The organism is Pseudomonas sp. Ps21-P2, from assembly GCF_039672565.1.
Classification (GTDB): domain Bacteria; phylum Pseudomonadota; class Gammaproteobacteria; order Pseudomonadales; family Pseudomonadaceae; genus Aquipseudomonas.
Genome location: NZ_JBDFPL010000003.1, coordinates 169,066 through 193,237, shown reverse-complemented (window position 1 = coordinate 193,237; position 24,172 = coordinate 169,066). Strand labels below are relative to the sequence as shown.

22 protein-coding genes are annotated in these 24,172 nt (G+C 62.8%); 11 read left to right on the top strand and 11 right to left on the bottom strand.

Annotation, left to right across the window (positions count from 1 at the left end):
- Positions 1 to 20: 20 nt before the first annotated feature.
- Entirely contained in the window at positions 21 to 923 is a 903-nt protein-coding gene (locus tag ABEH28_RS08515; protein ID WP_282373606.1) for a LysR family transcriptional regulator, read from the bottom strand.
- Between the two features lie 130 nt (positions 924 to 1,053).
- On the opposite strand from ABEH28_RS08515, the gene ABEH28_RS08510 reads away from it, so the two are divergent.
- Positions 1,054 to 2,151 carry an AbrB family transcriptional regulator gene (locus ABEH28_RS08510; protein WP_346629654.1) on the top strand — a complete coding sequence of 366 codons (1,098 nt, stop codon included), beginning with the start codon at positions 1,054 to 1,056 and terminating at the stop codon, positions 2,149 to 2,151.
- 108 nt (positions 2,152 to 2,259) lie between these two features.
- Positions 2,260 to 3,042: an exodeoxyribonuclease III gene (locus ABEH28_RS08505; RefSeq protein ID WP_346626454.1), complete on the top strand. Its 783-nt coding sequence runs from the start codon at positions 2,260 to 2,262 to the stop codon at positions 3,040 to 3,042.
- A gap of 225 nt (positions 3,043 to 3,267) precedes the next feature.
- Here ABEH28_RS08505 and ABEH28_RS08500 read toward each other — a convergent pair whose 3' ends face one another.
- Together ABEH28_RS08500 and ABEH28_RS08495 are read right to left on the bottom strand one after the other, a co-directional pair.
- On the bottom strand, positions 3,268 to 4,512 hold the full coding sequence (locus ABEH28_RS08500) for an AGE family epimerase/isomerase (RefSeq protein WP_346629653.1): 1,245 nt from the start codon (positions 4,510 to 4,512) through the stop codon (positions 3,268 to 3,270).
- Between the two features lie 286 nt (positions 4,513 to 4,798).
- Positions 4,799 to 6,424, bottom strand: coding sequence for a methyl-accepting chemotaxis protein (locus ABEH28_RS08495; RefSeq protein ID WP_282373497.1), 1,626 nt, complete (start codon positions 6,422 to 6,424; stop codon positions 4,799 to 4,801).
- Positions 6,425 to 6,615: 191 nt separating this feature from the next.
- On the opposite strand from ABEH28_RS08495, the gene ABEH28_RS08490 reads away from it, so the two are divergent.
- The 3 genes from ABEH28_RS08490 to ABEH28_RS08480 all read left to right on the top strand — a co-directional run bounded on the left by ABEH28_RS08490 (position 6,616) and on the right by ABEH28_RS08480 (position 9,028).
- Positions 6,616 to 7,104 carry a GFA family protein gene (locus ABEH28_RS08490; protein WP_346629652.1) on the top strand — a complete coding sequence of 163 codons (489 nt, stop codon included), beginning with the start codon at positions 6,616 to 6,618 and terminating at the stop codon, positions 7,102 to 7,104.
- Positions 7,105 to 7,269: 165 nt separating this feature from the next.
- Positions 7,270 to 8,826: an FAD-dependent oxidoreductase gene (locus ABEH28_RS08485; RefSeq protein ID WP_346629651.1), complete on the top strand. Its 1,557-nt coding sequence runs from the start codon at positions 7,270 to 7,272 to the stop codon at positions 8,824 to 8,826.
- Between the two features lie 46 nt (positions 8,827 to 8,872).
- Entirely contained in the window at positions 8,873 to 9,028 is a 156-nt protein-coding gene (locus tag ABEH28_RS08480; protein WP_192174314.1) for a hypothetical protein, read from the top strand.
- Between the two features lie 10 nt (positions 9,029 to 9,038).
- Here ABEH28_RS08480 and ABEH28_RS08475 read toward each other — a convergent pair whose 3' ends face one another.
- The gene (locus ABEH28_RS08475) at positions 9,039 to 10,136 is read right to left on the bottom strand and encodes an MBL fold metallo-hydrolase (protein ID WP_346629650.1); all 1,098 of its coding nucleotides are present in this window, start codon (positions 10,134 to 10,136) and stop codon (positions 9,039 to 9,041) included.
- 236 nt (positions 10,137 to 10,372) lie between these two features.
- Between ABEH28_RS08475 and ABEH28_RS08470 the strand changes: the two genes are divergently transcribed.
- Positions 10,373 to 11,002 carry a TetR/AcrR family transcriptional regulator gene (locus ABEH28_RS08470; RefSeq protein ID WP_346629649.1) on the top strand — a complete coding sequence of 210 codons (630 nt, stop codon included), beginning with the start codon at positions 10,373 to 10,375 and terminating at the stop codon, positions 11,000 to 11,002.
- A 9-nt stretch (positions 11,003 to 11,011) separates the two neighbouring features.
- On the opposite strand, the gene ABEH28_RS08465 is transcribed toward ABEH28_RS08470, so the two are convergent.
- Positions 11,012 to 11,692 carry a DJ-1/PfpI family protein gene (locus ABEH28_RS08465; RefSeq protein WP_192174317.1) on the bottom strand — a complete coding sequence of 227 codons (681 nt, stop codon included), beginning with the start codon at positions 11,690 to 11,692 and terminating at the stop codon, positions 11,012 to 11,014.
- Between the two features lie 160 nt (positions 11,693 to 11,852).
- Here ABEH28_RS08465 and ABEH28_RS08460 point away from each other — a divergent pair, with 160 nt between their 5' ends.
- From ABEH28_RS08460 to ABEH28_RS08445, 4 genes are all read left to right on the top strand, one after another.
- A complete protein-coding gene (locus tag ABEH28_RS08460) occupies positions 11,853 to 12,836 on the top strand; it encodes a GlxA family transcriptional regulator (RefSeq protein ID WP_192174318.1) in 984 nt (327 codons plus the stop codon).
- Between the two features lie 870 nt (positions 12,837 to 13,706).
- Positions 13,707 to 15,056, top strand: a complete 1,350-nt coding sequence (locus tag ABEH28_RS08455) for a gluconate:H+ symporter (protein WP_192174319.1) — start codon at positions 13,707 to 13,709, stop codon at positions 15,054 to 15,056.
- Positions 15,057 to 15,917 carry an SIS domain-containing protein gene (locus ABEH28_RS08450; protein ID WP_192174320.1) on the top strand — a complete coding sequence of 287 codons (861 nt, stop codon included), beginning with the start codon at positions 15,057 to 15,059 and terminating at the stop codon, positions 15,915 to 15,917.
- Between the two features lie 4 nt (positions 15,918 to 15,921).
- Entirely contained in the window at positions 15,922 to 17,379 is a 1,458-nt protein-coding gene (locus ABEH28_RS08445; protein WP_346629648.1) for a D-aminoacylase, read from the top strand.
- Between the two features lie 126 nt (positions 17,380 to 17,505).
- Here ABEH28_RS08445 and fahA read toward each other — a convergent pair whose 3' ends face one another.
- Entirely contained in the window at positions 17,506 to 18,804 is a 1,299-nt protein-coding gene (gene fahA / locus ABEH28_RS08440) for a fumarylacetoacetase (RefSeq protein WP_346629647.1), read from the bottom strand.
- Positions 18,801 to 20,117 carry a homogentisate 1,2-dioxygenase gene (gene hmgA / locus ABEH28_RS08435; RefSeq protein ID WP_346629646.1) on the bottom strand — a complete coding sequence of 439 codons (1,317 nt, stop codon included), beginning with the start codon at positions 20,115 to 20,117 and terminating at the stop codon, positions 18,801 to 18,803. Before hmgA ends, fahA begins: the two co-directional genes overlap by 4 nt.
- Positions 20,118 to 20,225: 108 nt before the next feature.
- On the opposite strand from hmgA, the gene ABEH28_RS08430 reads away from it, so the two are divergent.
- On the top strand, positions 20,226 to 21,020 hold the full coding sequence (locus ABEH28_RS08430; protein ID WP_346629645.1) for an IclR family transcriptional regulator: 795 nt from the start codon (positions 20,226 to 20,228) through the stop codon (positions 21,018 to 21,020).
- A gap of 130 nt (positions 21,021 to 21,150) precedes the next feature.
- Here ABEH28_RS08430 and hppD read toward each other — a convergent pair whose 3' ends face one another.
- The 4 genes from hppD to ABEH28_RS08410 form a co-directional block, all read right to left on the bottom strand.
- Positions 21,151 to 22,227: a 4-hydroxyphenylpyruvate dioxygenase gene (gene hppD / locus ABEH28_RS08425; protein ID WP_192174325.1), complete on the bottom strand. Its 1,077-nt coding sequence runs from the start codon at positions 22,225 to 22,227 to the stop codon at positions 21,151 to 21,153.
- Between the two features lie 142 nt (positions 22,228 to 22,369).
- Positions 22,370 to 23,002, bottom strand: a complete 633-nt coding sequence (maiA, locus tag ABEH28_RS08420) for a maleylacetoacetate isomerase (protein ID WP_192174326.1) — start codon at positions 23,000 to 23,002, stop codon at positions 22,370 to 22,372.
- A gap of 136 nt (positions 23,003 to 23,138) precedes the next feature.
- Positions 23,139 to 23,924: a transcriptional regulator GlcC gene (glcC, locus tag ABEH28_RS08415; RefSeq protein ID WP_192174327.1), complete on the bottom strand. Its 786-nt coding sequence runs from the start codon at positions 23,922 to 23,924 to the stop codon at positions 23,139 to 23,141.
- Positions 23,925 to 23,962: 38 nt separating this feature from the next.
- Positions 23,963 to 24,166 (bottom strand): hypothetical protein, encoded by a 204-nt coding sequence (locus ABEH28_RS08410; RefSeq protein WP_192174328.1) that lies wholly within the window; start codon positions 24,164 to 24,166, stop codon positions 23,963 to 23,965.
- Positions 24,167 to 24,172 lie beyond the last annotated feature (6 nt).

The window sequence follows — 24,172 nt, the reverse complement described above, 5'->3', positions numbered from 1 at the left end:
CGGCGGGGTAAAAGCACAGGTCACGACCAATTGAGGAAGGATCCGCCGTCATCGCGCAGCATCTGCACCATGGCGTGGGCGGCAGGCGACAGATAGCCTTCGCGGCGCAGCATGACGCAAATGGTGCGCGTCATGGTGGTCTGCTCCAGCGGCACCTCGCGCAGGTCCTGCATGTTCTTGCCGAACTCCAGGGTCTCCCGGGCGATGAAGCTCAGCAGGCTGGTCTGGGCAATCAACCGGGGCAGCAGGGAAATCGAATTGGACTCGATCTGCACTTCCGGCAGCGGCAGGTCGTGGCGGGCGAAGGCGTCGTCGACCCAGATGCGCGACGACACGCCGGAAGGCGGCAGCACCCAGCGGTAACGGCACAGGTCGCGCATCTCGAACGGCGCCTGGAAGATCGGATGGTTGCGGCTGGCGATCACCACGGCTTCGTCGGTCAGGATCGGGTAGAACGAGAATTCCTCCTCGGCACTGCGCTGGGCGCAGATGATCATGTCCAGGTGCCCGGAGCGCAGTTGCTCGCGCAGCATGTCGTCCTGACCGATCACCAGCTTGAGCGTGACCTGCGGCGAGCGTTTGAGCAGCGCGCTGGTCAGTTCCGGCAGCAGGTACTCGGCCATAGTCGCCGCACAGCCCAGCCGGATATCCCCTACCGCGCCACTGGCGAAATCCCGCACCTCGCGCTGGGTCTGGGCAATGCTTTGCTGCAGCACCTTGCCCCGCGCCTGGAGCAGTTCGCCGACCGGCGTGAGCTTGATTCGGCGGCCGTCGCGCTGGAACAGCTTGGTGCCGAAGGATTCCTCCAGCCGCTGAATGCTTTTGGTCAACGCGGGCTGGCTGCGGTTGAGCTTTTCAGCCGCGCGCCCGAGGTGACCGAGTTCGGCGATGGTTTCGAAATAGGTCAGGTCACGCAGGTCCATATATCAACCAAAGTTATCGATTCATGATTATTAGAAAATAGACTTGATCGATTGCGCTGTCGATACTGGGCGTCATTGGAAATGCACTCGGCAGGGAAGCACTCAGGTCACTCCTTATCAGGAAATGCCAATGCTCTGGAGATCCGCGTTGCCACGCCCCGCCTCGTTTGCCCTCGCCCACCAGCACCCGCTGACCCAATGGCTGCTGCTCATCCTCATGGCCGGTAGCGCCGGCCAGCTGTTCAAATACTTCCACGTCCCCGCGGCACTGTTTCTCGGGCCCATGCTGGTGGCGATCGGCTTCGGCGTCGCCGGGGCCAGCGTTCGTCTGAACAAGCAGGTGTTCCGCCTCGGCCAGGGCACGGTTGGCGTGCTGGTCGCCCACTCCATGACCGTCGGCGTGCTGCTCGCGGCGATGCAGTCCTGGCATGTCATGGTGTTCGCCACCTTGCTCACCGTCGCGTTGAGTGCCGTGGTCGGCATCGCCATGGCGCGCTGGGGCGGCATTCAGAGCAGTACCGCAGCGTGGGGCACTTCGCCGGGCGCGGCGTCGGCGATGGTCGCGATGGCCGAGGATGACGGCGCCGACTCTCGAGTGGTCGCCACCATGCAATACGTGCGAGTGGTCTGCGTGGTGATGGTCGGCGCGCTGGTCAGTCGGCTGATTGGTGCCGATGCCGGTGGGTCGGACGTCCACAGCACTGACGCGCTGTTGCACGGGATGAACCTGCTCAATCTGGGCCTGAGCCTGCTGGTGATCGGGGTCGGCGTGCTGCTCGGCAGTCGCTTGCCGGCCGGTGCCTTGCTGGTGCCCTTGCTGCTCGGCGGCGCGCTGCAGTTGAGCGGCCTGCTGCAGATCACCCTGCCTGCCTGGGTGCTGGCGATTGCCTATGGCGCGATCGGCAGTTACATCGGCCTGCGCTTTGATCGCGTGACCATCAGCTACGTCTGGCGGCGGCTGCCCGCGATGATCGCCGGGGCGCTGGTGCTGATCCTGCTCTGCGCCCTGTCGGCCTGGGGCATCGCGGAAATCATGGGCAAGGACTTCCTCTCGGTGTACCTGGCCACCAGCCCGGGCGGTCTTGATGCCATGGCGATCATTGCCATCGACACCCATTCCGACGTCGGCTTCGTGCTGGCGATGCAGACCCTGCGACTCTTTGCGGTGATCGTGACGGGGACCTATATCGCCCGGCAGGTGATTCGTGTGTCGCAACGCTTTGCCTGAGTGTGAGAAGCCCGACTGAGCGAACACAGAGCAAACGGCGCGCACGCCGATGGAATCTTCACCGATCCGGCGACCTCCAACGCTGCACACTCATTGGAGGCGAACGCCATGGCCACGCTGAAAATCGCCACGTTCAACATCAACGGCATCCGCGCGCGTTTGCCCATTCTGTTGCAGTGGCTGGAAAAGGAAGCGCCCGACATCGTCTGCCTGCAGGAACTGAAAGCGGCCGACACGGCCTTCCCCGCCGACGATATCCGCAATGCCGGCTACGGTGTGATCTGGCAGGGCGAGCCGTCGTGGAACGGCGTGGCGATCCTGTCCCGGGACAGTGAGCCGCTGGAAATTCGTCGGGGTTTGCCGGGCAATGAAAAGGACAAGCACAGCCGCTATCTGGAGGCGGCCGTTCAGGGCGTGATCGTCGGCTGCCTGTACCTGCCCAACGGCAACCCGCAGCCGGGGCCGAAGTTCGACTACAAGCTGGACTGGTTCGAGCACTTCATCACGCACGCCGACTCGCTGTTCAAGAGCGAGCATCCGGTGGTGCTGGCCGGGGACTACAACGTCATCCCTACCGACAATGACATCTACAACACGCGTTCATGGCTGAAGGATGCCTTGCTGCAACCGGAAAGCCGCGCGTGCTTTGAGCGGTTGCTGGACCAGGGCTGGACCGACGCCCTGCGCGCGAAATTCCCGGACGAGCGGATTTACACGTTCTGGGATTATTTCCGCAACCACTGGAAAACCAACTCCGGCCTGCGCATTGACCACCTGCTGTTGAGCAAGGATCTGAAGCCCAAGCTGAAAAACGCGGGGGTGGACCGCTGGGTGAGGGACCTGCCCCACGCCAGTGACCATGCACCGACGTGGATTGAGTTGAAGGTGTGAGGTTGATGCGCGGCTCGCCAACCCATTGCCCTTAATCAACATGACCACACTGCCGATGTACCTGCTGAAAACGGGACTGTGGGAGTGAGCTTGCTCACGAAGGCGGCAGTTCAGGCGCTAAAGATATAGCGGATGTACTGGCCTCTTCGCGAGCAAGGTGGAGCGCCACCCCGGTCGCTCCTACACAGATCGCGTTGGCCTCGAGCCCGCGCAGGATCCCGCGGACTAGGCCCGGCTCGCCAACGCCGTTGCCAGACTTTGTTCCAGCGGCAACACCGGCAGCAGCGTCGCCTGATAGGCGTGGTACAGGTCCGGCTTGCCGGCCCAGATATCGGCGCTGGGTTTGTTTTCAGGGTTGAGCTCGTGGCGCCAGCTGCCGTTTTCGTAGTCGATGAACAGCGTCTCGCTGAATTCCCAGAACGTCCGGTACCAGTCTTCGTATTGCTGCTCGTGGGTGCGCTGCAGCAGTGCGGCAGAGGCAGCAGCCGCTTCGGCGTGGGTCCAGTGCAGGCGATGGCGGACCACCGGGCGGTTTTCCCAGTCGAGGGTGTAGACGATCCCGGGCGCGCCATCGACGTCCCAGCCATAGCGGCAGGCGTTTTCGAATAAACCGCGAGCGTCTTCCAGCAACCAGGCCGGCGTTTCCAGCCCGGCCTTGCGCCGCGCCGCTTCCAGGTGCAGCACCAGCCGCGCCCACTCGAAGGCGTGGCCGGGCGTCGTGCCGTAGGGGCGGAAACCGTCGTCGGGCTTGTCGACGTTGTAGTCGAGAATCGGCTGCCACTGCAGGGTGAAATGCTCGATCACTTGATGGTTGTTGCCAGCGGCGTGCTGATGAATGACCCGCTCGACGATGCTCAACGCCCGATCCAGCCAGCGCGCATCGCCGGTGACGTCGGCCAGGGCGAGAAACGCCTCGGTGCTGTGCATGTTGCTGTTGGCGCCGCGATAGCTTTCCTCGTTGCTCCAGTCGCGGTCGAAGGATTCACGCATGGCGCCTTCCTCCTCGCTCCAGAAATGCCCGGTGATCACCTGAATCGCCTGTTCCAGCAACGCCTGGGCGCCGGGGCGACGGGCGACGACTGCCGAGCTGGCGGCGAGGGCGACGAACGCGTGCAGGTAAGCGTTCTTGCCGGTGTCAGTGCTGTGTTCCAGGGGTTTGGCGAACCAGCCGCCGTGTTCGGCGTCACGCAACGGCCCGGCCAGCGCCGCAATGCCGTGATCGACCAGCGCGGCGCAACCGGGAATGCCGTTGATGTGGGCCATGGCGAAACTGTGGGTCATGCGTGCGGTGTTCATGGTTTCGGCCACGGCATCGGCGGGGAGCCGGCCGAGGTCATCCAGATTGCCGAAGCCCTGGGACAGCTTCGAGGCCTTGGCAAACGCCAGCAGCCGATTGCCCTCCTGCATCAGCCAGGCCGCGTGGCCCGGGGAGCGCAGCCAACTGCTGAAATCGCGATTCACGTCATCCATTGCCCTTCACCTATCTCGTCGGCAGGTTCGGCCCGCCAGGAATTATTAGTCGGGGCGAATCATGCAAGCCGAGGGCAGCGACAGGCAAGTGAATGAGGTGAAAGCGTGCCGTTCTTGGCCTGTTCCCGGCTAAAGCCGGCCCTACCAGGAAGGCGTCATTTGTCACACCGCAAAACCGAGGGTGCTCAAACCGGCCTCTTCCCGGCTAAAGCCGGTCCCACTCATACCGCATTACCCTGTGGGACCGGCTTTAGCCGGGAAGCCTTTGAGACGTTGAGAAGAACCATCAAACCCGAAAGCGCGTGACCACCTGGTTCAACTCCGCCGCGAGCCGGGACAGTTCGTTGCTCGACGCGCTGATCTGGTTGGCGCCGGACGACGACTGCATCGACAGGTCGCGGATATTGACGATGTTGCGGTCCACTTCCCGCGCGACTTGCGCCTGCTCTTCGGCGGCGCTGGCGATGACCAGATTGCGTTCGGAAATCTCGTTGATCGACGTAGTGATCCGGCTCAGCGACTCGCCGGCCCCCTGGGCCAACCCCAGTGTTTCGGTCGCCCGTGAGCGGCTGATCGACATCGACTCCACTGCCTCGGTGGAACCGCTGCGCATGGTCGTGACCATCTTGTCGATTTCCAGGGTCGACTGCTGGGTACGGTGGGCCAGTGCGCGAACCTCATCGGCGACCACGGCGAACCCGCGTCCGGACTCACCGGCCCGTGCGGCTTCAATGGCGGCGTTCAGCGCCAGCAGGTTGGTCTGCTCGGCGATGGAGCGAATCACGTCCAGCACCTTGCCGATGTCCTTGGACTGATCAGCCAGGTTCTGCACCAGATCAGAGGTGTGCTGCACGTTGCCGGACAGGGTCTGGATCGAATTGACCGTGTCGATGACCCGGCTCTGGCCGTCGCGGGCCGCCGTGTTCGATTCGCTCGACGCCTGGGACGTCGACACCGCGTTGCGCGCGACTTCCTCGACCGCCGAGGTCATCTCGTTCACCGCCGTGGCGGCCTGTTCGATTTCGGCGTTCTGCTGGTGCAGGCCGCGATGGCTGTCTTCGGTCACCGAGTTCAGCTCGGTGGCGGCCGACGCCAGCTGGCTCGCCGAATTGCCGATCAGGCTCAGGGTCGAGCGCAGGTTGGTTTGCATCTGCTGCAACGCGCTCTGCAAGCGCGTGACTTCGTCATTGCCCTCGACGCGAATGTCATGGGTCAAATCGCCCTTGGCCACGTATTCGGCGGCATCAACCGCTTCCTGCAGCGGGCGAACGATGCTGCGGGTCAGCCACACCGCGAGCACCACGGTGGCCAGTGCTGCGATCAGCACGAACACCAGCACCACGTTTCGGGAGTTGCCGTATTGCGCTTCGGCGGCAGCGCCTTCGAGCTCGACCTGATGGGAGTAGAAATCACCCAGATCGCCCAATTGCGCGCCGGAGTTGTCGACGGCGGTTTTCATGTCCACCAGCAGCAGTTTGTTCAGCGCCTTGAAGTCACCGCTCTCGGCGAGCACAAAAGACTGGGTCAAACCGCGCTGATAATCGACCAGGGTCGCGCGGAATTTGCCGTACAACGCCTTCTCTTCCGGGGTGTCGATGAAGGTGTCGAGGCTGGCGAGTTTCTCGTCGAGGATCTTCGCGCGCGCGTCCATCTGACCTTTGTAGACGCTGAGATTTTTCGGATCGGTGTCAAGGGCAACCCGCAGCGAGATCGTGCGAATGCGCAGCATGGCTTCGCGGATGTCGTTGACCAGACGCATGCTCGGCATCCAGTTGCTTTCAACCGCCACCTCGCTCTGTCGGATCGTCGACATCTGGCTCAGGGCGAACCAGCCGAGCAGCGCGACCAACAGGGAAATCAGGGTAAACCCAAGGCCGGCGCGGCGGGCGATGGTCAGGTTGCGTAGGCTCATAAAGGGTGGCTCATTCTTGGAGGGGCGGGACGCAAAGTGGTCATATGACTACGGCTTATCGACGTTGCCGCAGGCTTCTTTAGCCAACGGTCCGTGAATAATCCGAACGCCCGTTCGAGAAAACATCGAACCCCGCCCGCTTGAGCGGTCTAGACCCTTAGGCCCGACATCACATTCAAGCGGAGGTGAATATGCATCTGGAAGGCTCCTGCCATTGCGGCGCCGTCGAATTCAGCCTGACAAGCGCCCAGCCCTACCCTTATCAACGCTGCTACTGCTCGATCTGCCGCAAGACCCAGGGCGGTGGCGGCTACGCGATCAACCTGGGCGGCGATGCGAAAAGTCTCGACGTCAAAGGCAAGGACAACATCGCCATCTACCACGCGAAGATGCGCGACGATGAGGGTCACCAAACCCGCATCAGCAGTGCCGAACGGCATTTCTGCAAACGGTGCGGCAGCGGGCTGTGGCTGTTCAGCCCCGAGTGGCCGGAGCTGATCCACCCGTTTGCGTCAGCCATCGACACGCCATTGCCGACCCCGCCGGAGCACACGCACTTGTTGCTGAACTCCAAGGCGCCCTGGGTGGAAGTGACCGCAGGACCGAATGACCAGCAGTTCGAGGAGTTTCCTGACGAGTCGATTGCCGACTGGCATGAGCGGCTCAAGTTGACGCAATAGCCAGACGCAGTGAAATGACCTCGGATTTTGGGCGTTCCTCCGGCAGTTGAAGCGAACGGAGCGCCCGCCCAACCGACTACCCGATAATTCCCTGAACCTCTCCCCCGACGGCCGACTCCCAACTAAAAGCCCCCAAGTCCAATAAAAGCCCACAAGGAAGCGCACATGCCTCTGCATCGAGTCGCCCCTCTGACCGATATTCAGCAAGACCGCGGTCTCCAGGTCGAGTTTGGCGAAACCAAGGCGCTGCTGGTTCTGCACGGCGACGAAGTCCGCGCGTTTCAAGCCTTCTGCCCCCATGCCGGCGCGCCACTGGCCGACGGCGCGATCTGCAACGGCCACTTGGTATGCCCCTGGCACAAGGCCGAATTTTCCATCGACGACGGCCATCTCTGCGAACCGCCTGCGCTGGATGCCCTGACCCAATACCCTGTCCACGTCATCGATGGCCATGTGCATGTCGATGACCAGCCCATCACCGCCGACACGCCGACGCTGGCCGAGGACAGCCGCTGCTTCGTCATCATTGGCGCCGGCGCGGCGGGTACAGCGGCTGCCTGCGCGCTGAGGGAAAAAGGCTTCAACGGTCAATTACGGCTCATCGACAGAGACGCCGCGGCCGGGTACGACCGCACGGCGCTGAGCAAATTTGTCTTGTCCGCCGAAATGGATACCGATGAGATCCCGGCTCTGCGCGACGACGGGTTCTACCTGAGCAACCGCATCGAACGGGTGCACGGCGAAGTGATGAAACTGGACGTCGTCAACCAGCGGGTCACCCTGGCGGACGGGCGCCGCTTTGACTACGACGCGGCGCTGGTCACCACCGGTGGCGAGCCGCGCGCGCTGTCCCTGGTGGGCGCTGATCTGCCGCAAGTCCTGACCCTGCGCAGCCGCGATGACGCCAGCCGAATTCTTGCGTCGGTCCACCCCGGCAGCCACGCATTGATCGTTGGCGACAGTTTTATCGGGCTGGAAGCGGCGTCGGCGTTGCGCACACAAGGTGTGAGCGTGACGGTTCTGGCCCGTCATGAAGTGCCGTTTGCCGGTCAGTTGGGTGAGCGCATCGGCAAAGCCCTGCGGGCGCTGCATGAGCAGAACGGCGTGCTGTTCCGCACCCATGTGGACGTCAGCCGTTTCGAGGGTGTTGAACGGGATGGGCAGCAGCTGCTGCAGACGGCGGTGCTCAGCAATGGCGAACGACTGCAGGTGGATCTGGCGTTGGTCGGCGTCGGCGTGAGCCCGGTGACGCATTTCATCGACGGCGTTCAACTGGAGGACGACGGTTCACTGGCGGTCGACGACGGCATGCGCGCGGGCAAGGATCTGTGGGCGGCCGGCGACATTGCCACCTTTCCGCTCAACCATCAGCCCCGGCGCATCGAGCACTGGCGCCTGGCCCAACAACAGGCCCGCATTGCGGCGGGCAACATGCTCGGTGAGGACCTGCGATACACCGATGTGCCGTACTTCTGGACCTACCATTTTGAGAAGCGTCTGGATTACCTCGGCCACGCCGAAGACTGGGACGACATCGTCTACATGGGCGAGCCGGAACGCTTCGATTTCCTGGCGCTCATCTGCAAACAGGGCGTTGTCGCGGCGGTGGTCAGCTGTGAGCGGGAACGGCCCATGGCGATGCTCGCCGAACGCATGAAACGACCGCTGTTCAAAGACGAAGCGCTGATGCTGATCAACCAGATCGACCAGATCGACCATTGAGCACGTGCTTCAAATCAACCATCAACCTCGTACACCGGAGGGCGCCATGCCTGATAAAGAGTCCAATCGCGAAGACCTCGACCACAAGCCTGAAAACGCAGGCAAGGTCGGTGAGGAACACAAACAAGCCAATCAGAGCGGTGAACAACAGCGACCGCCAGAAACGGAGCATCCGGCAGATTCCACTGACGCCAAACCCTGAAACAGCCGGCTTAGCCGCGACTGGTGACCTGCTGGCGATCGTCCTGCTGTTTCGAGCAGCGGTCGGTCGCAGGCTCGGCAGCCTTGTCCACTTTCAGCCACCACGCCTCGCCTCGGCTGGGGTACTGAACGTAAAACGGCTGGCCCATTTCCGGCGTGGTGATGGAAATGCTGCGGTCCCACGCCAGCGCGAGAATCCGGTCGAACGGCTCGTGCCAGGCGTGCATCGCCAGGTCAAAGGTGCCGTTGTGGATCGGCAGCAGCCACTTGCCGCGCAGGTCGATGTGCGCCTGCAGCGTCTCTTCGGGCTGCATGTGCACGTCCGGCCAGTCTTCGTTGTATGCGCCGGTCTCCATCAGGGTCAGGTCGAACGGGCCGTACTGCTCGCCGATCAGCTTGAAACCGGCGTGATAGCCGGTGTCACCGCTGAAAAAGATGCGCTGCTCGCCATCAAGCATCACCCACGATGCCCACAGGGTCTGGTTGCCGTCGCCCAACGTCCGGCCTGAAAAGTGCTGCGCCGGGGTCGCCACAAAGCGAATGCCATGAATCTCCGTCGACTCCCACCAGTTCAACTGTTGGACCTTGGCGGCGGGCACGCCCCACTCGATCAGCGTGTCCCCTACCCCCAGTGGCGTAATGAAATGCTCTGACTTGTCCTTGAGCACCTGAATGGTCATGTGATCGAGGTGGTCGTAGTGGTTGTGGGAGAGGATCACGGCCTTGAGCGGCGGCAGGTCTTCCAGGCGGATCGGCGGCTGATGGAAGCGCTGCGGACCGGCCCATTGCACCGGCGAAGCACGCTCGGCGAATACGGGGTCGGTCAGGAAGTATTCACCGCGCAGTTTCAGCAGCACCGTGGAGTGGCCCAGCCGGTAGACCGTGTTATCGGGCGCCGCGAACAGTTGCTGGCGCGACAGCGGCTGAACCGGGATCTCCCCGGCCGGGCGGGTGTGGTGGGGTTTATTGAACAGCGCATTCCAGAAGATGCGCAGGGTTTTGCCCACGCTCGAGCGCGCCATCGGCTTGTGATTGAAATAGCGACCTTCACGCCGAGTCAGGACGGGCAGCGCAGGATTTGAATCAAGGTTTTTTTCGATCGAGGCCATGAGGGTGCTGACTCCATGAAACGGGTGAAGGTGGCGTTACGGGAGCTGCAAGCTGCAAGAGCATGCCGTACGCCGTAAGCTTGCGACTTGAAGCTTACAGCTTGATGCTCTCGGCTGCTTCTACACTACACAGTGTAGTTTCAAGCTTGCACGATGGGCAAAGAGAAGTAAACTGCCCGGTGTAATTTTCTTGTCGGGCGGTTGAGTCGTCCGCGCCACCTCACAGAAGCGAATCCATGACTGCCCCACTGCGACTGACCGACCGTAAACGCGAAGCCATTGTTCAGGCGGCGATAGCCGAGTTCCGCGATAACGGTTTCGAGGTCACGAGCATGGACCGGATTGCCGCCCGGGCCGAGGTCTCCAAGCGGACGGTCTACAACCACTTCCCCAGCAAGGAAGAACTGTTCTCCGAAATGCTCCATCGCCTGTGGTCCTCCGCCGCGACGCAGACCGATGCAGTGTACAAACCCGGCGTGCCCCTGCGCGATCAACTGCGCGAATTACTCGACGCGAAGATGAAAACCCTCGGTGACAGCAACTTCATCGACCTGGCCCGTGTGGCCATCGGCGCGACCATTCACTCTCCCGATCGTGCGCAGATCTGGGTCAGCCGACTCAATCAGCGGGAAGAAACCTTCACCGTCTGGGTGCGCGGCGCCCAGCAGGACGGCCGCCTCAAGGCCGTCGAGCCGGTGTTCGCCGCGTCGCAGATCCATGCATTGCTCAAGGCCTTCGCCTTCTGGCCGCAAGTCACCCTCAACGAGCCCCTGCTCGCGCCGGACAAGCAGCGCGAAGTGGTCGAGTCGGCGCTGGACCTGTTCCTCTGCTGGTATGAAATCCCGCTCAATAAATCTCCGCTCTAATCCCGCCCGTTAATCCATGGCCGCCGTGACGCGTTCGACAATCTGCCGACGCGCCAGCAAACCCTGCATGGCGCGATCGGTGGCGACGGCGAGGATGTTCGCCGGTGCGGTGTCCGGTCGGCCGGAATCGTAGGGCGGTGCCGGCGCGTACTCCAATTGCAGCTGAATGGTCCGGGCGGTATCGGCATCGAACACTTCACTGATCAGCGTCAGCGCAAAATCGATACCCGCCGTCACGCCGCCGCCGGTCATCAGGTTGCCGTCGCGCACCACGCGCTCGTGCACCGGAATCGCACCGAACTGCTCCAGCAATGAATGGGACGCCCAGTGGGTGGTGGCGCGGCGGCCTTTCAACAGCCCTGCCGCGCCGAGCACCAGCGCGCCGGTGCAGACGGAAGTCACGTACTGCGCCGTGGCCGCCTGATGCTGGATGAAGGCCAGGGTTTCGGGGTCTTCCATCAATGCATCAACCCCTACCCCGCCCGGCACGCAGATCACGTCCAGGTCTATGCAGTCGGCGAAGGTCGCGGTCGGCACCAGGGTCAGGCCGGTGCTGGACTGCAGCGGCTCAAGGTTTTTCCAGACCAGATGCACGACCACGCCGGGCATGGTGGCGAAAACATCGTAGGGACCGGTGAGGTCCAGTTGCTGGACTTTGGGGAATACCAGCAGGCCGATATGCAGGGTCATGGTGTGTTTCCTTGTACTGAAAGTGATTCATCTGACGGTATGAAGTGACGCGGCCGATGGGGCTCGGCCAGCGACTGGACGAAACCACTGTAGCGAGCTAGCCTCTGGCGGATACGCCATAAAGCCGACAATTCACGCCAATCTTCACAGTGAGAGCGCCATGCCCCATCAGCCCAGGCCGGTTCACGTTCTGGCCTTTCCCAACGTTCAGTTACTCGACGTCACCGGACCGCTGCAGGTGTTTGCCTCGGCCAACGTCATGGCCCAGGAAGCCGAGCTGAACAAAATCCCATACCGGCCGGAGGTCATCGCTCGCGAACCCGGCAGCGTGGTCTCCTCCGCCGGGCTCGGGCTGCTTACCCACCCGCTGCCGTCCACGGCTTCGGATACCCTGATCATCGCCGGGGGCGGCGGCGTGCATACGGCGCTGCTGGATCCGGTTCTGGTGGACTGGGTGCGAACGCAATCCGCCAGTGCCCGGCGAGTGGCGTCGGTGTGTACCGGCGCATTTTTACTGGCGGCGGCGGGCGTGCTGGACGGCCATCGGGTGGTCACCCACTGGGACAGTTGCGACGAACTGGCGCGGCGTTTTCCGCAACTGCGCGTCGACCCGGACCCGATCTTCATCAACGAGAACACACTGTGGACGTCCGCCGGGGTGACCGCGGGTATTGATCTGGCCCTGGCGATGGTCGAGGCGGATCTGGGCCGGGACATCGCCCTGGCCGTGGCGCGGGATCTGGTGGTGTTTCTCAAGCGCCCGGGTGGGCAGTCGCAGTTCAGCACGGCGCTGTCGATGCAGCACCAGACCCGTGATCAAGGCAGCCGGTTTGGCGACCTGCACGCCTGGATTCTCGACAATCTGGCCAGTGACCTGTCGGTTGCCACACTGGCGGCGCAGGTGGGCATGAGCGAGCGCAGTTTCGTCCGCCACTACCGCGCCCACACCGGGAATACACCGGCGCGGGCCATCGAGCAATTGCGCGTGGAAGCGGCGCGGCGCCTGCTGGGGGACAGCGCGCTGCCAATCAAGCGCATCGCCGACCGCTGCGGTTTTGGTACGGAAGAAACGTTGCGGCGCAGCTTCATGCGTGCGGTATCAGTGACGCCCCAGGCGTATCGTGAGCGGTTCACTGCGGCATGAAGCGGCCGCGAAGGCTGACTGTCCTTCCCCAGAGAAAGGGGCTGGCTGTCCTGGCCCCTTCGCGAGCAAGCTCACTCCTACGAATTCACTGCATCGACCGGGCAATCGAGGTCGCGCACAGAGACCTGTAGGAGTGAGCTTGCTCGCGAAGGCTGACTGTCCTTCCCCAGAGAAAATGGCTGGCTGTCCTGGCCCCTTCGCGAGCAAGCTCACTCCCACGAGTCTCGGCATGGTTCGAAATCTCAAGTCACCCACGATCCTGTGGGAGCGAGCTTGCTCGCGAATGCTGACTGTCCTTCCCCAGAGAAAGTGGCTGGCTGTCCTGGCCCCTTCGCGAGCAAGCTCACTCCTACAAATTTGACTGCATCGACCGGGCAATCAAGGTCGCGCACAGAGACCTGTAGGAGTGAGCTTGCTCGCGAAGAGGGCCGTTCAGCCAATGAATTTTCTTCGCTGGATAAACCGCATTCGCCAGCAAGGTGGAACGCCACCCCGGTCACTCCCACAAGTCCAACCAACCGGCCGAAATCCTGAGCCAACCCCCGCTCCCACAAATGGATGGGTCGCAAAGCAAAACATCGGAGCGAAATTAATTTTCATGAATTGATCTTTTTATCCTGCTTCGTGTAATTTACTTTCCATCACGAAATCAGAGATAACAATAATGACTGCCTGTGATCGTCCCGCCCCTGCTCTTCTTTCGCCGTTCATGGCGCTTGCAACACCCACTGCCGAGATCGTTTTCACCGCCTGGCTGCGCACCGGTTAACGCCATTGCGCGGGTGAGTCCTGCTCTGTTGTAGCTCGACAGGCTCAGCCCCGCCGCCGCCCAAGCCCTGACCCCCTCATTCTCAGCAAGGAATCCGTTGCATGCCTCCGTCAACCGGCCTGTCTCTGTTGGTCTATGCCGCCGTCGCGATCATCGCCCTGATCGTGCTCATCGCGCGCTTTCGTCTCAATCCGTTCATCGTCATCACCCTGGTGTCCGTCGGCCTCGCGCTGGTCGCCGGCATGCCGGCCAATGCCGTCGTCGCGTCCTATGAGGGCGGCGTCGGCAAGACGCTGGGGCACATCGCACTGGTCGTGGCGCTGGGCACCATGCTCGGCAAAATGATGGCCGAGTCCGGCGGTGCCGAGCAGGTGGCGCGCACCTTGATCGACCGCTTCGGCGAACGCAACGCGCACTGGGCGATGGTCTGCATCGCGTTTCTGGTGGGGCTGCCGCTGTTCTTCGAAGTGGGTTTCGTGCTGCTGGTGCCGATCGCGTTCACCGTTGCGCGTCGGGTCGGCGTGTCGATTCTGATGGTCGGCCTGCCGATGGTCGCCGGCCTGTCAGTGGTCCACGCCCTGGTGCCGCCGCACCCCGCCGCAATGCTGGCGGTGCAGGCCTATCAGGCGTCGGTGGGCCAGACCCTGTTTTACGCCATCCTCATCGGCATCCCCACCGCGATCATTGCCGGCCCGATCTACGCGCGCTTCATCGTGCCGCACATTCGTTTGCCCGATGAAAACCCGCTCGCCAAACAATTTCTCGACCGTGAACCCCGCGCCCAGCTGCCGAGCTTCGGCATCACCATGGCGACCATTCTGTTGCCGGTGGTGCTCATGCTGCTGGGTGGCTGGGCCAACCTGATTTCCACGCCGGGCAGCGGCTTCAACAGCTTTCTGCTGTTCATCGGCAACTCGGTGATCGCGCTGCTGCTGGCCACGTTGCTAAGCTTCTGGACGTTGGGCATTGCCCAAGGGTTCTCCCGCGATTCGATCCTGAAATTCACCCAGGAATGCCTGGCGCCAACGGCCAGTATTACGCTGCTAGTGGGCGCGGGTGGTGGTCTGAACCGGATTTTGGTCGACAGCGGCGTGACCAACGAGATCGTCGGCCTGGCGCAGGACTGGCATCTGTCGCCGCTGCTGATGGGCTGGCTGTTCGCCGCATTGATGCGCGTCGCCACCGGGTCGGCCACCGTGGCAATGACCACGGCGTCCGGCATCGTGGCACCCGTAGCGCTGGGCCTGGGTTATCCCCATCCAGAGCTGCTGGTGCTGGCGACCGGCGCCGGCTCGGTGATTTTTTCCCACGTCAACGACGGTGGGTTCTGGCTGATCAAGGAGTACTTCAACATGACCGTGACACAGACCTTCAAAACCTGGACGGTGCTGGAGACGCTGATTTCGATGATCGCTTTCGTCCTGACCCTCGGGCTGGCGCAGGTGATCTGAGTGGACATTCTTTACCAGATCCGCGCCCGTCAGGAGTCGTTCAGCGCCGGCGAAGGCCGCATCGCCAGACTGGTGCTCAGCGACGTGGCGTTTGCCGCCAGCGCCAGCCTCGACGACCTCGCCGCCCGCGCCGAAGTCAGCAGCGCCACGCTGTCGCGTTTCGCCCGCACGGTGGGCTGCAAGGACCTGCGCGACCTGCGCCTGCAACTGGCCCAGGCCAGCGCCGTGGGCAACCGCTTCCTCACCCCGGAGCAGGCGCCGGAGCAGTCGGCGTTTTTCACCCAGATCGTCGGCGACATCGAGTCCACCCTGCGTCAGCACCTGGCCGGTTTCGATGAATCACGCTTCCAGGCGGCGGTGGCCCTGCTCGCGCCGGCCCGGATGATTCACAGCTTCGGCATGGGCGGCGCGTCCAGCCTGTGCAGCGAAGAACTGCAGACCCGGCTGGTGCGCCTCGGCTACCCGATTGCCGCCAGCCGCGACCCGGTGATGATGCGCCTGATCGCCGCGACCCTGGGTCCCGAGCACAGCGTGATCGTCTGCTCGCTGAGCGGGCGCACCCCTGAACTGCTCGACGCAGTGGATCTCGCTCGCAGCTATGGCGCGAAAATTCTCGCCATTACCCTGCCCGACTCCCCGCTGGCGGAGCGGGCGGATGTCCTGCTGCCGCTGCAGATCGCCGAAACCAATTTCATCTACAAACCCACGGCCGCGCGCTACGGCATGCTGCTGACCATCGACGTGCTGGCCACCGAACTGGCGCTGACCGCGCCCGACGCCAACCGCGAAAGGCTGCGACGGATCAAGCTCGCGCTGGATGACTACCGCGGCGGCGACGACGGCCTGCCCCTTGGAGACTGACCCCATGCTTTACGACCTGATCATTCGCGACGCGCTGGTGATCGACGGTAGCGATACGCCCGGCTACCGCGCCGACGTGGCCCTCCGGGACGGCCGCATCCAGCGCATCGGCGACCTCCACGACGTCTCCGCCCGCGAGGAGATCAACGCCGCCGGCCGCGTGCTGGCCCCGGGTTTCATCGACGTGCACACCCACGACGACACCGTGGTGATTCGTCAGCCGGCGATGCTGCCGAAGATTACCCAGGGCGTGACCACCGTGATTGTCGGCAACTGCGGCATCAGCGCGTCACCCGTTTCCCTGGCAGGCGACCCGCCGGATCCGATGAACCTGCTGGGCCCCGCCGCTGCATTCGTTTATCCGCGCTTTGTCGATTACCGCAACGCGGTGGACGCGGCGCGTCCGGCGGTCAATGTGGCGGCGCTGATCGGCCACACCGCGTTGCGCAGCAATCACATGGACGATCTTTTTCGAACGGCGCGGGCTGAGGAAATCAGCGCCATGCGCGGGCAATTGCGCGACAGCCTGGCGGACGGCGCGCTGGGCTTGTCCACCGGTCTGGCCTATGCCTCGGCTTTCGCCGCCGAAACCGACGAAGTCAAACAACTGGCCGAGGAGCTCACGGCGTTCGGCGCGGTGTACACGACGCACCTGCGCAGCGAGTTCGAGCCGGTGCTGGAGGCCATGGGCGAGGCGTTCGAGATCGGCCGTCACGCCAAATCGCCGGTGGTGATTTCCCACATGAAATGCGCGGGCGCGGGCAATTGGGGCCGCAGCCCGCAGTTGCTGGCTTCCCTGGAGAACGCCGCGCTGACCCACCCGGTGGGCTGCGATTGCTACCCCTATGCGGCCAGTTCTTCGACGCTGGATTTGAAACAGGTCACCGATGCGTTTCCGATTACCATCACTTGGTCGACGCCGCACCCGGAACAGGGCGGCCGCGAGTTGAAAGACATTGCCGCCGACTGGGAGCTTTCACTGGGGGACGCCGCCCGAAAACTGCAGCCGGCCGGCGCCGTGTATTACGGGATGGATGAGAATGACGTGCAGCGGATCATGAAGCACCCGCTGTCGATGATCGGTTCTGACGGGCTGCCGGAAGATCCGTTCCCGCACCCGCGCCTGTGGGGTGCATTTCCCCGGGTGCTCGGGCATTTCAGTCGGGATCTGGGGCTGTTTCCGCTGCACACCGCCGTGCACAAGATGACCGGCCTGACCGCCACACGCTTCGGGCTGCATGATCGTGGCTTCGTGCGCGAAGGGTATTGCGCGGACCTGGTGCTGTTCAACGCCGACACCGTGCGCGATGTCGCGGATTTCAAAGAGCCAAAGCGCGCGGCCGAGGGGATCGATGCGGTCTGGGTGAACGGGCATTTGAGTTACGCGGAAGGCAAACCGCAGGGGGAGCGGCAAGGGAGGTTCTTGCCGCGCAGTGGATCTCTGGTGGGTGGGTTTGGTTAATTTCTGTAGGACTGGCTTTAAACGGGAAGACGTAAGCGGCCATAGCTCAAAATTGATGGCGCACACACTGGCCTATTCCCGGCTGAAGCCGGTCCCACTAAAAACATGCGGTCTGTAGGACTGGGTTCAGCCAACCACCACCCCACGGCACTCGCCAAAGCCGATACTCACTTCGCCCTCCTTGCGGCAGCGCGCTTTGAGGATCACCTCATCGCCGGCCTCCAGAAAGGTTCGCGTCTCGCCGTTAAGCAATTCTACGGCGCGCTTACCGCCTTCGGTGATTTCCAGCAGGCTGCCGAGTTGGCCGGGCTGCGGGCCTGACAAGGTGCCGGTGCCGAAGAGATCCCCCGCCTGCAGCTTGCAGCCGTTGACGCTGTGGTGGGCCACCATCTGCGCGACGGTCCAGTACATATTTAGCGTGTTGCTGAGGGACAGACGCTGGGGCGCGACGCCCTGCTCTCTCATCTGCGCGGTGAGCAGCAGCACTTCCAGCTCGATGTCCAGCGCGCCGCCGGCCTGATCCTGCTGGTCGAACAGATAAGGCATCGGCTGCGGGTCACCCTCGGGGCGCGCCGGTTGAGCCGCGCGAAACGGCGCAAGGGCTTCGGCCGTGACCACCCACGGCGAAATGCTCGTGGCAAAACTCTTCGACAGAAACGGCCCCAGCGGCTGGTACTCCCAGGCTTGCAGGTCGCGAGCCGACCAGTCGTTGAGCAGACAGAAACCGGCGATGTGCTCGCCCGCCTTGCTGATGGCGACAGGCTCGCCCGCCTCGTTGCCCTGCCCGATCCATACGCCCACTTCCAGTTCGTAATCCAGGCGCTTGCTCGGCCCGAAATCCGGCGTCTCGGCACCCGGTTTCAAGGTCTGCCCGCTGGGGCGCCTGACCGGCATCCCGGACACACCCAGGGTCGACGCGCGCCCGTGATAAGCGATGGGCACGTATTTGTAGTTCGGCAGCAGCGGGTTGTCCGGGCGGAACAGCTTGCCGACGTTCATCGCGTGATGAATGCCGACGTAGAAATCGGTGTAGTCGCCGACCTGTGCCGGCATGTGCATCCGGCAGTCAGCCATTGGCACCAGCAGACGGTCGCCCATGGCCTGCAAGCGTTCACGCTGCAGGGTTCTTTCGTCGAGCAGGTGCAGCAATTCATGGCGCAGCGCCTGCCGCGACGAACCGCCCAGGGCGAAAAAGTCGTTCAGTTGCCCGCGGCTGGCGGCCTCCACGGCCACCCGCGCAGCGCCGTTGAACAGGCTGGCCTCAAGGGCCGTTTGCAGGTCGAGAATGAAATCGCCGATGGCAACGCCGCCGCGCTTGCCGAAACCGGGGCGGCTGAACACGCCCAGGGGCAGGTTTTGCAGGGGGAAATCGGGATGGTCGTTGGCGCTGGCAACCCAACTGCGCGGGTGGTGTGAAGTGCTCATCGTTGGCTGTCCGTGTCGAAAGGCTTGAACGTTCTGGCGATGCCATCCCAGCAGGCATCGTAGTCGCTTTGCAACTGTGGGCATTCCAGCGCGTGGTAGCTGGGGCGCAGGACTTTGCCGGTCTCGAACATGAAGGCCATGGTCTGCTCGATCTTGTGCGGCGTGAGTTCAGCGGAGATGGCTTTCTCGGCGCTGGCGTTGTCCGGGCCATGGGCGCTCATGCAATTGTGCAGCGACGCGCCGCCGGGCATGAAACCTGCGGCCTTGGCGTCGTAGGCGCCGTCGATCAGGCCCATGAATTCGTTCATCAGGTTGCGGTGGAACCACGGCGGCCGGAAGGTGTTTTCCGCCACCATCCAGCGCGGCGGGAAGATCACAAAATCGACGTTCGCCTGACCGTCGACAGCACTCGGAGACGTCAGCACGGTGAAGATCGACGGATCGGGGTGGTCGTAACTCACCGTGCCCATGGTGTTGAACAGGCGCAGGTCGTATTTATATGGGACGTTGTTGCCGTGCCACGCAACGACGTCGAAGGGGGAATGACCGAGCGTGGTCGCCCACAGTTCACCGAGGAATTTCTGCACCAGCACAGTGGGCTGCGCGCTGTCTTCAAAGTGTGCGTGGGGCACCTGAAAATCCCGCGGATTGGCCAGGCCGTTGCTGCCAATGGGCCCGAGGTCAGGCAGGCGCAAGGCGCAGCCGTGGTTCTCGCAGATGTAGCCCCGCGCTGTGCCGTCGAGCAGCTCGACGCTGAATTTCAAACCACGGGGGAGCACGGCGATTTCCTGCGGCTCAAGGTCGAGCAGGCCCAGTTCGGTGGTGATGCGCAGCCGGCCCTGCTGGGGGACGATCAGCCACTCGCCGTCGGCGTTGAAGAACGCGCGCCGCATGGAGCGGTTGGCGGTGTAGACGTAAATGCTCACGCCCTCGGCCTGTTCGGCAGACGAGGTGCTGGCCAGCGCGTGCAGGCCATCGATGAAGTCGGTCGGCTCGGCGGGAATGTCGAAGGCATTCCAGCGCAGGCGATTGGGTGTCACGGGGCCTTGCTGTTGACCCGTGATCTGGCGCTCAAGGCGCTGAAAGCGGGGGTGCGCGGCGGACGGTTGAATGCGGTAGAGCCAGGTTCGTCGGGCTTCAGCGCGGGGGACGGTGAACGCGGTCCCGGAAAATTGCTCGGCGTACAGGCCCAGCGGGTGACGTTGCGGCGAGTTCTGCCCGTGGGGCAAACCGCCCGGCATCGCCTCGCTGCTGAATTGATTGCCGAAGCCGCGCTGGTAGCGCAAGGGCTCGGACCGGGGTGTTGTCGACATGACGACCTCTTATTGTTTTTATCGTAAGCGTGTTACGCATAACGTAATTTGAGTTTGAGGAAGGGTCAAGCTATAAAGCAGCCTTTCCAGACCGGGGGCCTCCCTTCCATGACCGACGATTCCACCCCCGCCACTGCGCCGCGCCAGCAGAAAGTCCAGTCGGCTGAAGTCGGCGTCGGCATCCTCAAGGCGTTGGCCGAACTGGCGCCCGCCACATCGTTGTCGAAGCTCGCCGAATACGTCGGCATGCCCGCGAGCAAGGTGCATCGCTACCTGCAGGCGCTGGTGGACAGCGGATTTGCCGAGCAGGACCCGGCCAGCAATCACTACCGTCTGGGGCGCTCGGCCTTGCAGGTCGGCCTGGCGGCGCTGAGCCAGCTGGATGTGCTGAAGACGTCCGCGCCGGCATTGATCGCGCTGCGCGACGAACTCAACGAAACCTGCTTTCTGGCGGTGTGGGGCAATAAAGGCCCGACAGTCGTGTATGTCGAACAGTCGCTGGGGGCGGTCACCCTGGTCACGCAGATCGGCTCGGTGTTGCCGCTGCTCAGTTCGTCCACCGGGCTGGTGTTCGAGACCTTTCTGTCGCCGACCGAAACCGCGGCGCTGAGAGAGGCGGAATCGGCCACGTTGAACGCAGCGCAGATGAAGGAGATTGATCGGCACGTGCGAGAGATCCGCAGCACCGGGGTGCATCAGATTCATGGCTTGTTGATGGCCGGCGTCAACGCGGTGTCGTCGCCGGTGTTTGCCATGGGCAACAAGCTGGTGGGCGTGGTGACAGTGGTGGGTTCAGCGTCGGAGTTTACCGATCAGCGCCAGGCCCTCGCCGCGCAAAAACTGCTGCAGAAGGCCCAGGCGATCAGCGCGCGGATGGGTGGGGAAATGTCGCAGGATCAGTAGCACCGCTCGCATCGAGTAGGACCGGCTTTAGCCGGGAAGGCGTCGGCAGCCACACCACACAACTGATGGTGTTCAAACTGCCCTCTTCCCGGCTGAAGCCGGTCCCACTAACAGCGCGCGTGCACCTACTTCAATCCACCGCCAACACCCCGCGTCGCACTTGATCGCGCTCGATCGATTCAAACAACGCCTTGAAATTGCCTTCACCGAAGCCATCGTCGCCCTTGCGCTGGATGAATTCGAAGAACACCGGCCCCATCAGGGTTTCCGAGAAGATCTGCAGCAGCAGGCGCTTGTTTCCGCCGTCGGAATTGCCGTCCAGCAGAATCCCCCGCGCCTTCAGCTCGTGCTCCGGTTCGCCATGGTTAGGCAGCCGGCCTTCGAGCATTTCGTAATAGGTGTCCGGCGGCGGGGTCATGAAGCGCATGCCCAGCGCCTTGAGCCGGTCCCAGGTGTCGATGAGGTTTTCGGTGAAGAACGCGACGTGCTGAATGCCTTCGCCGTTGAACTTCATCAAAAATTCTTCGATCTGCCCGGCGCCCTTGGACGATTCCTCGTTCAGCGGGATGCGGATCATGCCGTCCGGCGCGGTCATCGCTTTCGAGGTCAGGCCGGTGTACTCGCCCTTGATGTCGAAATAGCGCAGCTCGCGGAAGTTGAACAACTTCTCGTAGAAGTTCGCCCAATAGGCCATCCGCCCGCGATAGACGTTGTGGGTCAGGTGATCGATGAATTGCAGGCCGGCGCCCTTGGGATGGCGGTCGACGCCTTCGAGGTACACGAAGTCGATGTCGTAGATCGAGGTGCCTTCACCGAAACGGTCGATCAGGTACAACGGCGCGCCGCCAATGCCCTTGATCGCGGGCAGGCGCAGTTCCATGGGCCCGGTGCCGATCTCGACAGGCTGGGCGCCCAGTTCCAGCGCGCGTTTGTAGGCCAGTTGCGAATCCTTGACCCGGAAGGCCATGCCGCACACCGAAGGACCGTGCTCCGCAGCGAAGTAGGACGCTTCACTGTTGGGCTCGTTGTTGAGGATGATGTTGATCGCGCCCTGGCGGTACAGCGACACGTTCTTCGAGCGGTGTTGGGCGACTTTGGTGAAGCCCATGATCTGGAACACAGGCTCCAGCACATTAGGGGTGGGCGAGGCGAATTCAATGAATTCAAAGCCCATCAGGCCCATCGGGTTTTCGTAGAGATCAGTCACGGTCTTGCTCCTGCTAAATAGTGAGAGGCACAGCGGCTCGGATCACGATTCAGCGGGTGGCGCGCAGGAAATCCCCCGCACGCTGCGGGCGAGGAAGTCGCCGAAGATCAGTTGCAGACCGAAGCTTTTCATGTGGGAAAGATTACTCCGGCTTGTCCGATTGCGCATCGGGATGGGCGGACTGAAACGCTGGATGCTGCAACGCCAGCCCTTCGACCCGGCAAATTCGCGGGTACGGGCTCATGTCGACGTTGAAGCGCCGCGCCGCATACACCTGGGGCAGCAGGTACACATCGGCCAGGCCAACCGCGCCGAAACAAAATCCAGTATCGCCAATCAGGGCTTCCACGGCGGCGAAGCCTTGGTTGATCCAGTGGCCGATCCACGCCGTCACATCGCCTTCGTCATGGCCCATGCCGCGCAAACGATTGAGCACCGCGACGTTGTGCAGCGGATGAATGTCGCAACCGATCAGGGCGGCGACTTGCCGATGGCGCGCGCGGTCGAGCAGCGCGTCGGGGAGCAATGCAGGTTCCGGGGAGAATTCTTCGAGGTATTCGATGATCGCCATGGACTGGATGATCACTTCACCGTCGTCCAGCTTCAGGGCAGGAACCCGGCCCTGAGGATTGATCGCCAAGTAGTCGGGCTGGTGATGCTCGCCTCCGTCGCGGATCAGGTTGACGGGGATTGCGTCGAACGCGAGACCTTTCAGGGCCAGGGCAATGCGCACCCGGTAGCTCGAGGTCGATCGATAGTAGGTGAAAAGATCCACGGGAATGGCCTGTTATTGTTGTTTTGGTTTTTCACTACGGCGTAAGCGGCTTACGCAATGCGTAAACTGCGGCAATGGGTGAGGTCTGTCAAGCGAAGGTCCTATCAAGCGGAACTGCAGGCAAAGCTCCGGTGACTCAAGCCCAACCCTCCAGCCGCAACGTGGCGCGCACCAGCCGCTGCTCTTCGCTTTCGATCTCCCGCAGGTTGTCGCAGATGTTCTGGATGTGCGCCACAGCGGCCTTGCGCGCCTGCTCGGGCAATCGCCCGGTCACCGCGTTATAGAGCCGGGCGTGATGGCGGTCGATCTGCCGTTTTTGCGCGTCGCGGTGATAGAGGTTGTTGACCGAGGCGAATACCGTGTTCAGCAGCAGATCCGTCAACGAACGCAAGGTCTGCACCAGCACCGGGTTGTGGGACGCCTCGCAGATGGCCAGGTGAAACGCATGGTCGAGCCGTGCGTGTTCGGACGCCGCCAACGGGTGGTCATGGCCGGCAACCAAAGCGTCGTAGGCCCGGGTGATCAGAACAAAATCCGCGTCGGTGCCGCGCAGCGCCGCCAGCCGCGCGGACTCGCCTTCCAGCAGGCTGCGCACTTCAAACAGGTCGTACAGCGTGCGCGGCTGGGAAGCGAACAAGTGCATCAGCGGTGAATTGGCGGTCAGCCCCAGCCCGCCCATTTGCGCGACGAACGAGCCCTTGCCCTGACGGGTTTCGATGATGCCCCTGGCGCGCAGCAACTGCAGCCCTTCGCGCAGCGCAGTGCGCGACACCCCCAGCTTTTCGGTCAGTCGCCGTTCGGAAGGCAACAGCTGACCGACCTTGAGCACCCCGTCGACGATCAGCCGCTCGATGCGCTCGCTGACGACATCGGCGACCTGCTGCGGGCGTTTGGTGTGGGACTGGGCCTGAGTGATTTCCATGGGTCGGACCTGCTTCGTTGCGTTGGATGAGTGGGCGTTTATTGCTTGCCCTCACTGGTATGACCATGGACGGCGGTAAAAACCACAAGAATTGGCGTGAGATCTATCTCACTGATAAACAAGTCTTTTAGTTGTTTATTTGATTCAGCCCTATCACGAAACTGGTTCGACCACTGCTCCACCCGGTAGACACTAAGCCCGGCTGAGCCAATGATGCAAGCCAGCCATTCACGTTCCGCCACGGAACG

Coding starts and splice junctions, on each gene's coding strand:
- ABEH28_RS08465 (WP_192174317.1), bottom strand. CDS start 11,692: ATGACCCTGCATATCGGCCTGCTGGTATTCCCCAAAGTCCAGCAACTG.
- ABEH28_RS08485 (WP_346629651.1), top strand. CDS start 7,270: ATGCCTCTGCATCGAGTCGCCCCTCTGACCGATATTCAGCAAGACCGC.
- ABEH28_RS08475 (WP_346629650.1), bottom strand. CDS start 10,136: ATGGCCTCGATCGAAAAAAACCTTGATTCAAATCCTGCGCTGCCCGTC.
- hmgA (WP_346629646.1), bottom strand. CDS start 20,117: ATGTCGACAACACCCCGGTCCGAGCCCTTGCGCTACCAGCGCGGCTTC.
- ABEH28_RS08490 (WP_346629652.1), top strand. CDS start 6,616: ATGCATCTGGAAGGCTCCTGCCATTGCGGCGCCGTCGAATTCAGCCTG.
- ABEH28_RS08480 (WP_192174314.1), top strand. CDS start 8,873: ATGCCTGATAAAGAGTCCAATCGCGAAGACCTCGACCACAAGCCTGAA.
- ABEH28_RS08500 (WP_346629653.1), bottom strand. CDS start 4,512: ATGGATGACGTGAATCGCGATTTCAGCAGTTGGCTGCGCTCCCCGGGC.
- ABEH28_RS08515 (WP_282373606.1), bottom strand. CDS start 923: ATGGACCTGCGTGACCTGACCTATTTCGAAACCATCGCCGAACTCGGT.
- fahA (WP_346629647.1), bottom strand. CDS start 18,804: ATGAGCACTTCACACCACCCGCGCAGTTGGGTTGCCAGCGCCAACGAC.
- ABEH28_RS08470 (WP_346629649.1), top strand. CDS start 10,373: ATGACTGCCCCACTGCGACTGACCGACCGTAAACGCGAAGCCATTGTT.
- ABEH28_RS08445 (WP_346629648.1), top strand. CDS start 15,922: ATGCTTTACGACCTGATCATTCGCGACGCGCTGGTGATCGACGGTAGC.
- ABEH28_RS08430 (WP_346629645.1), top strand. CDS start 20,226: ATGACCGACGATTCCACCCCCGCCACTGCGCCGCGCCAGCAGAAAGTC.
- ABEH28_RS08495 (WP_282373497.1), bottom strand. CDS start 6,424: ATGAGCCTACGCAACCTGACCATCGCCCGCCGCGCCGGCCTTGGGTTT.
- ABEH28_RS08505 (WP_346626454.1), top strand. CDS start 2,260: ATGGCCACGCTGAAAATCGCCACGTTCAACATCAACGGCATCCGCGCG.
- ABEH28_RS08460 (WP_192174318.1), top strand. CDS start 11,853: ATGCCCCATCAGCCCAGGCCGGTTCACGTTCTGGCCTTTCCCAACGTT.
- ABEH28_RS08455 (WP_192174319.1), top strand. CDS start 13,707: ATGCCTCCGTCAACCGGCCTGTCTCTGTTGGTCTATGCCGCCGTCGCG.
- glcC (WP_192174327.1), bottom strand. CDS start 23,924: ATGGAAATCACTCAGGCCCAGTCCCACACCAAACGCCCGCAGCAGGTC.
- ABEH28_RS08510 (WP_346629654.1), top strand. CDS start 1,054: ATGCTCTGGAGATCCGCGTTGCCACGCCCCGCCTCGTTTGCCCTCGCC.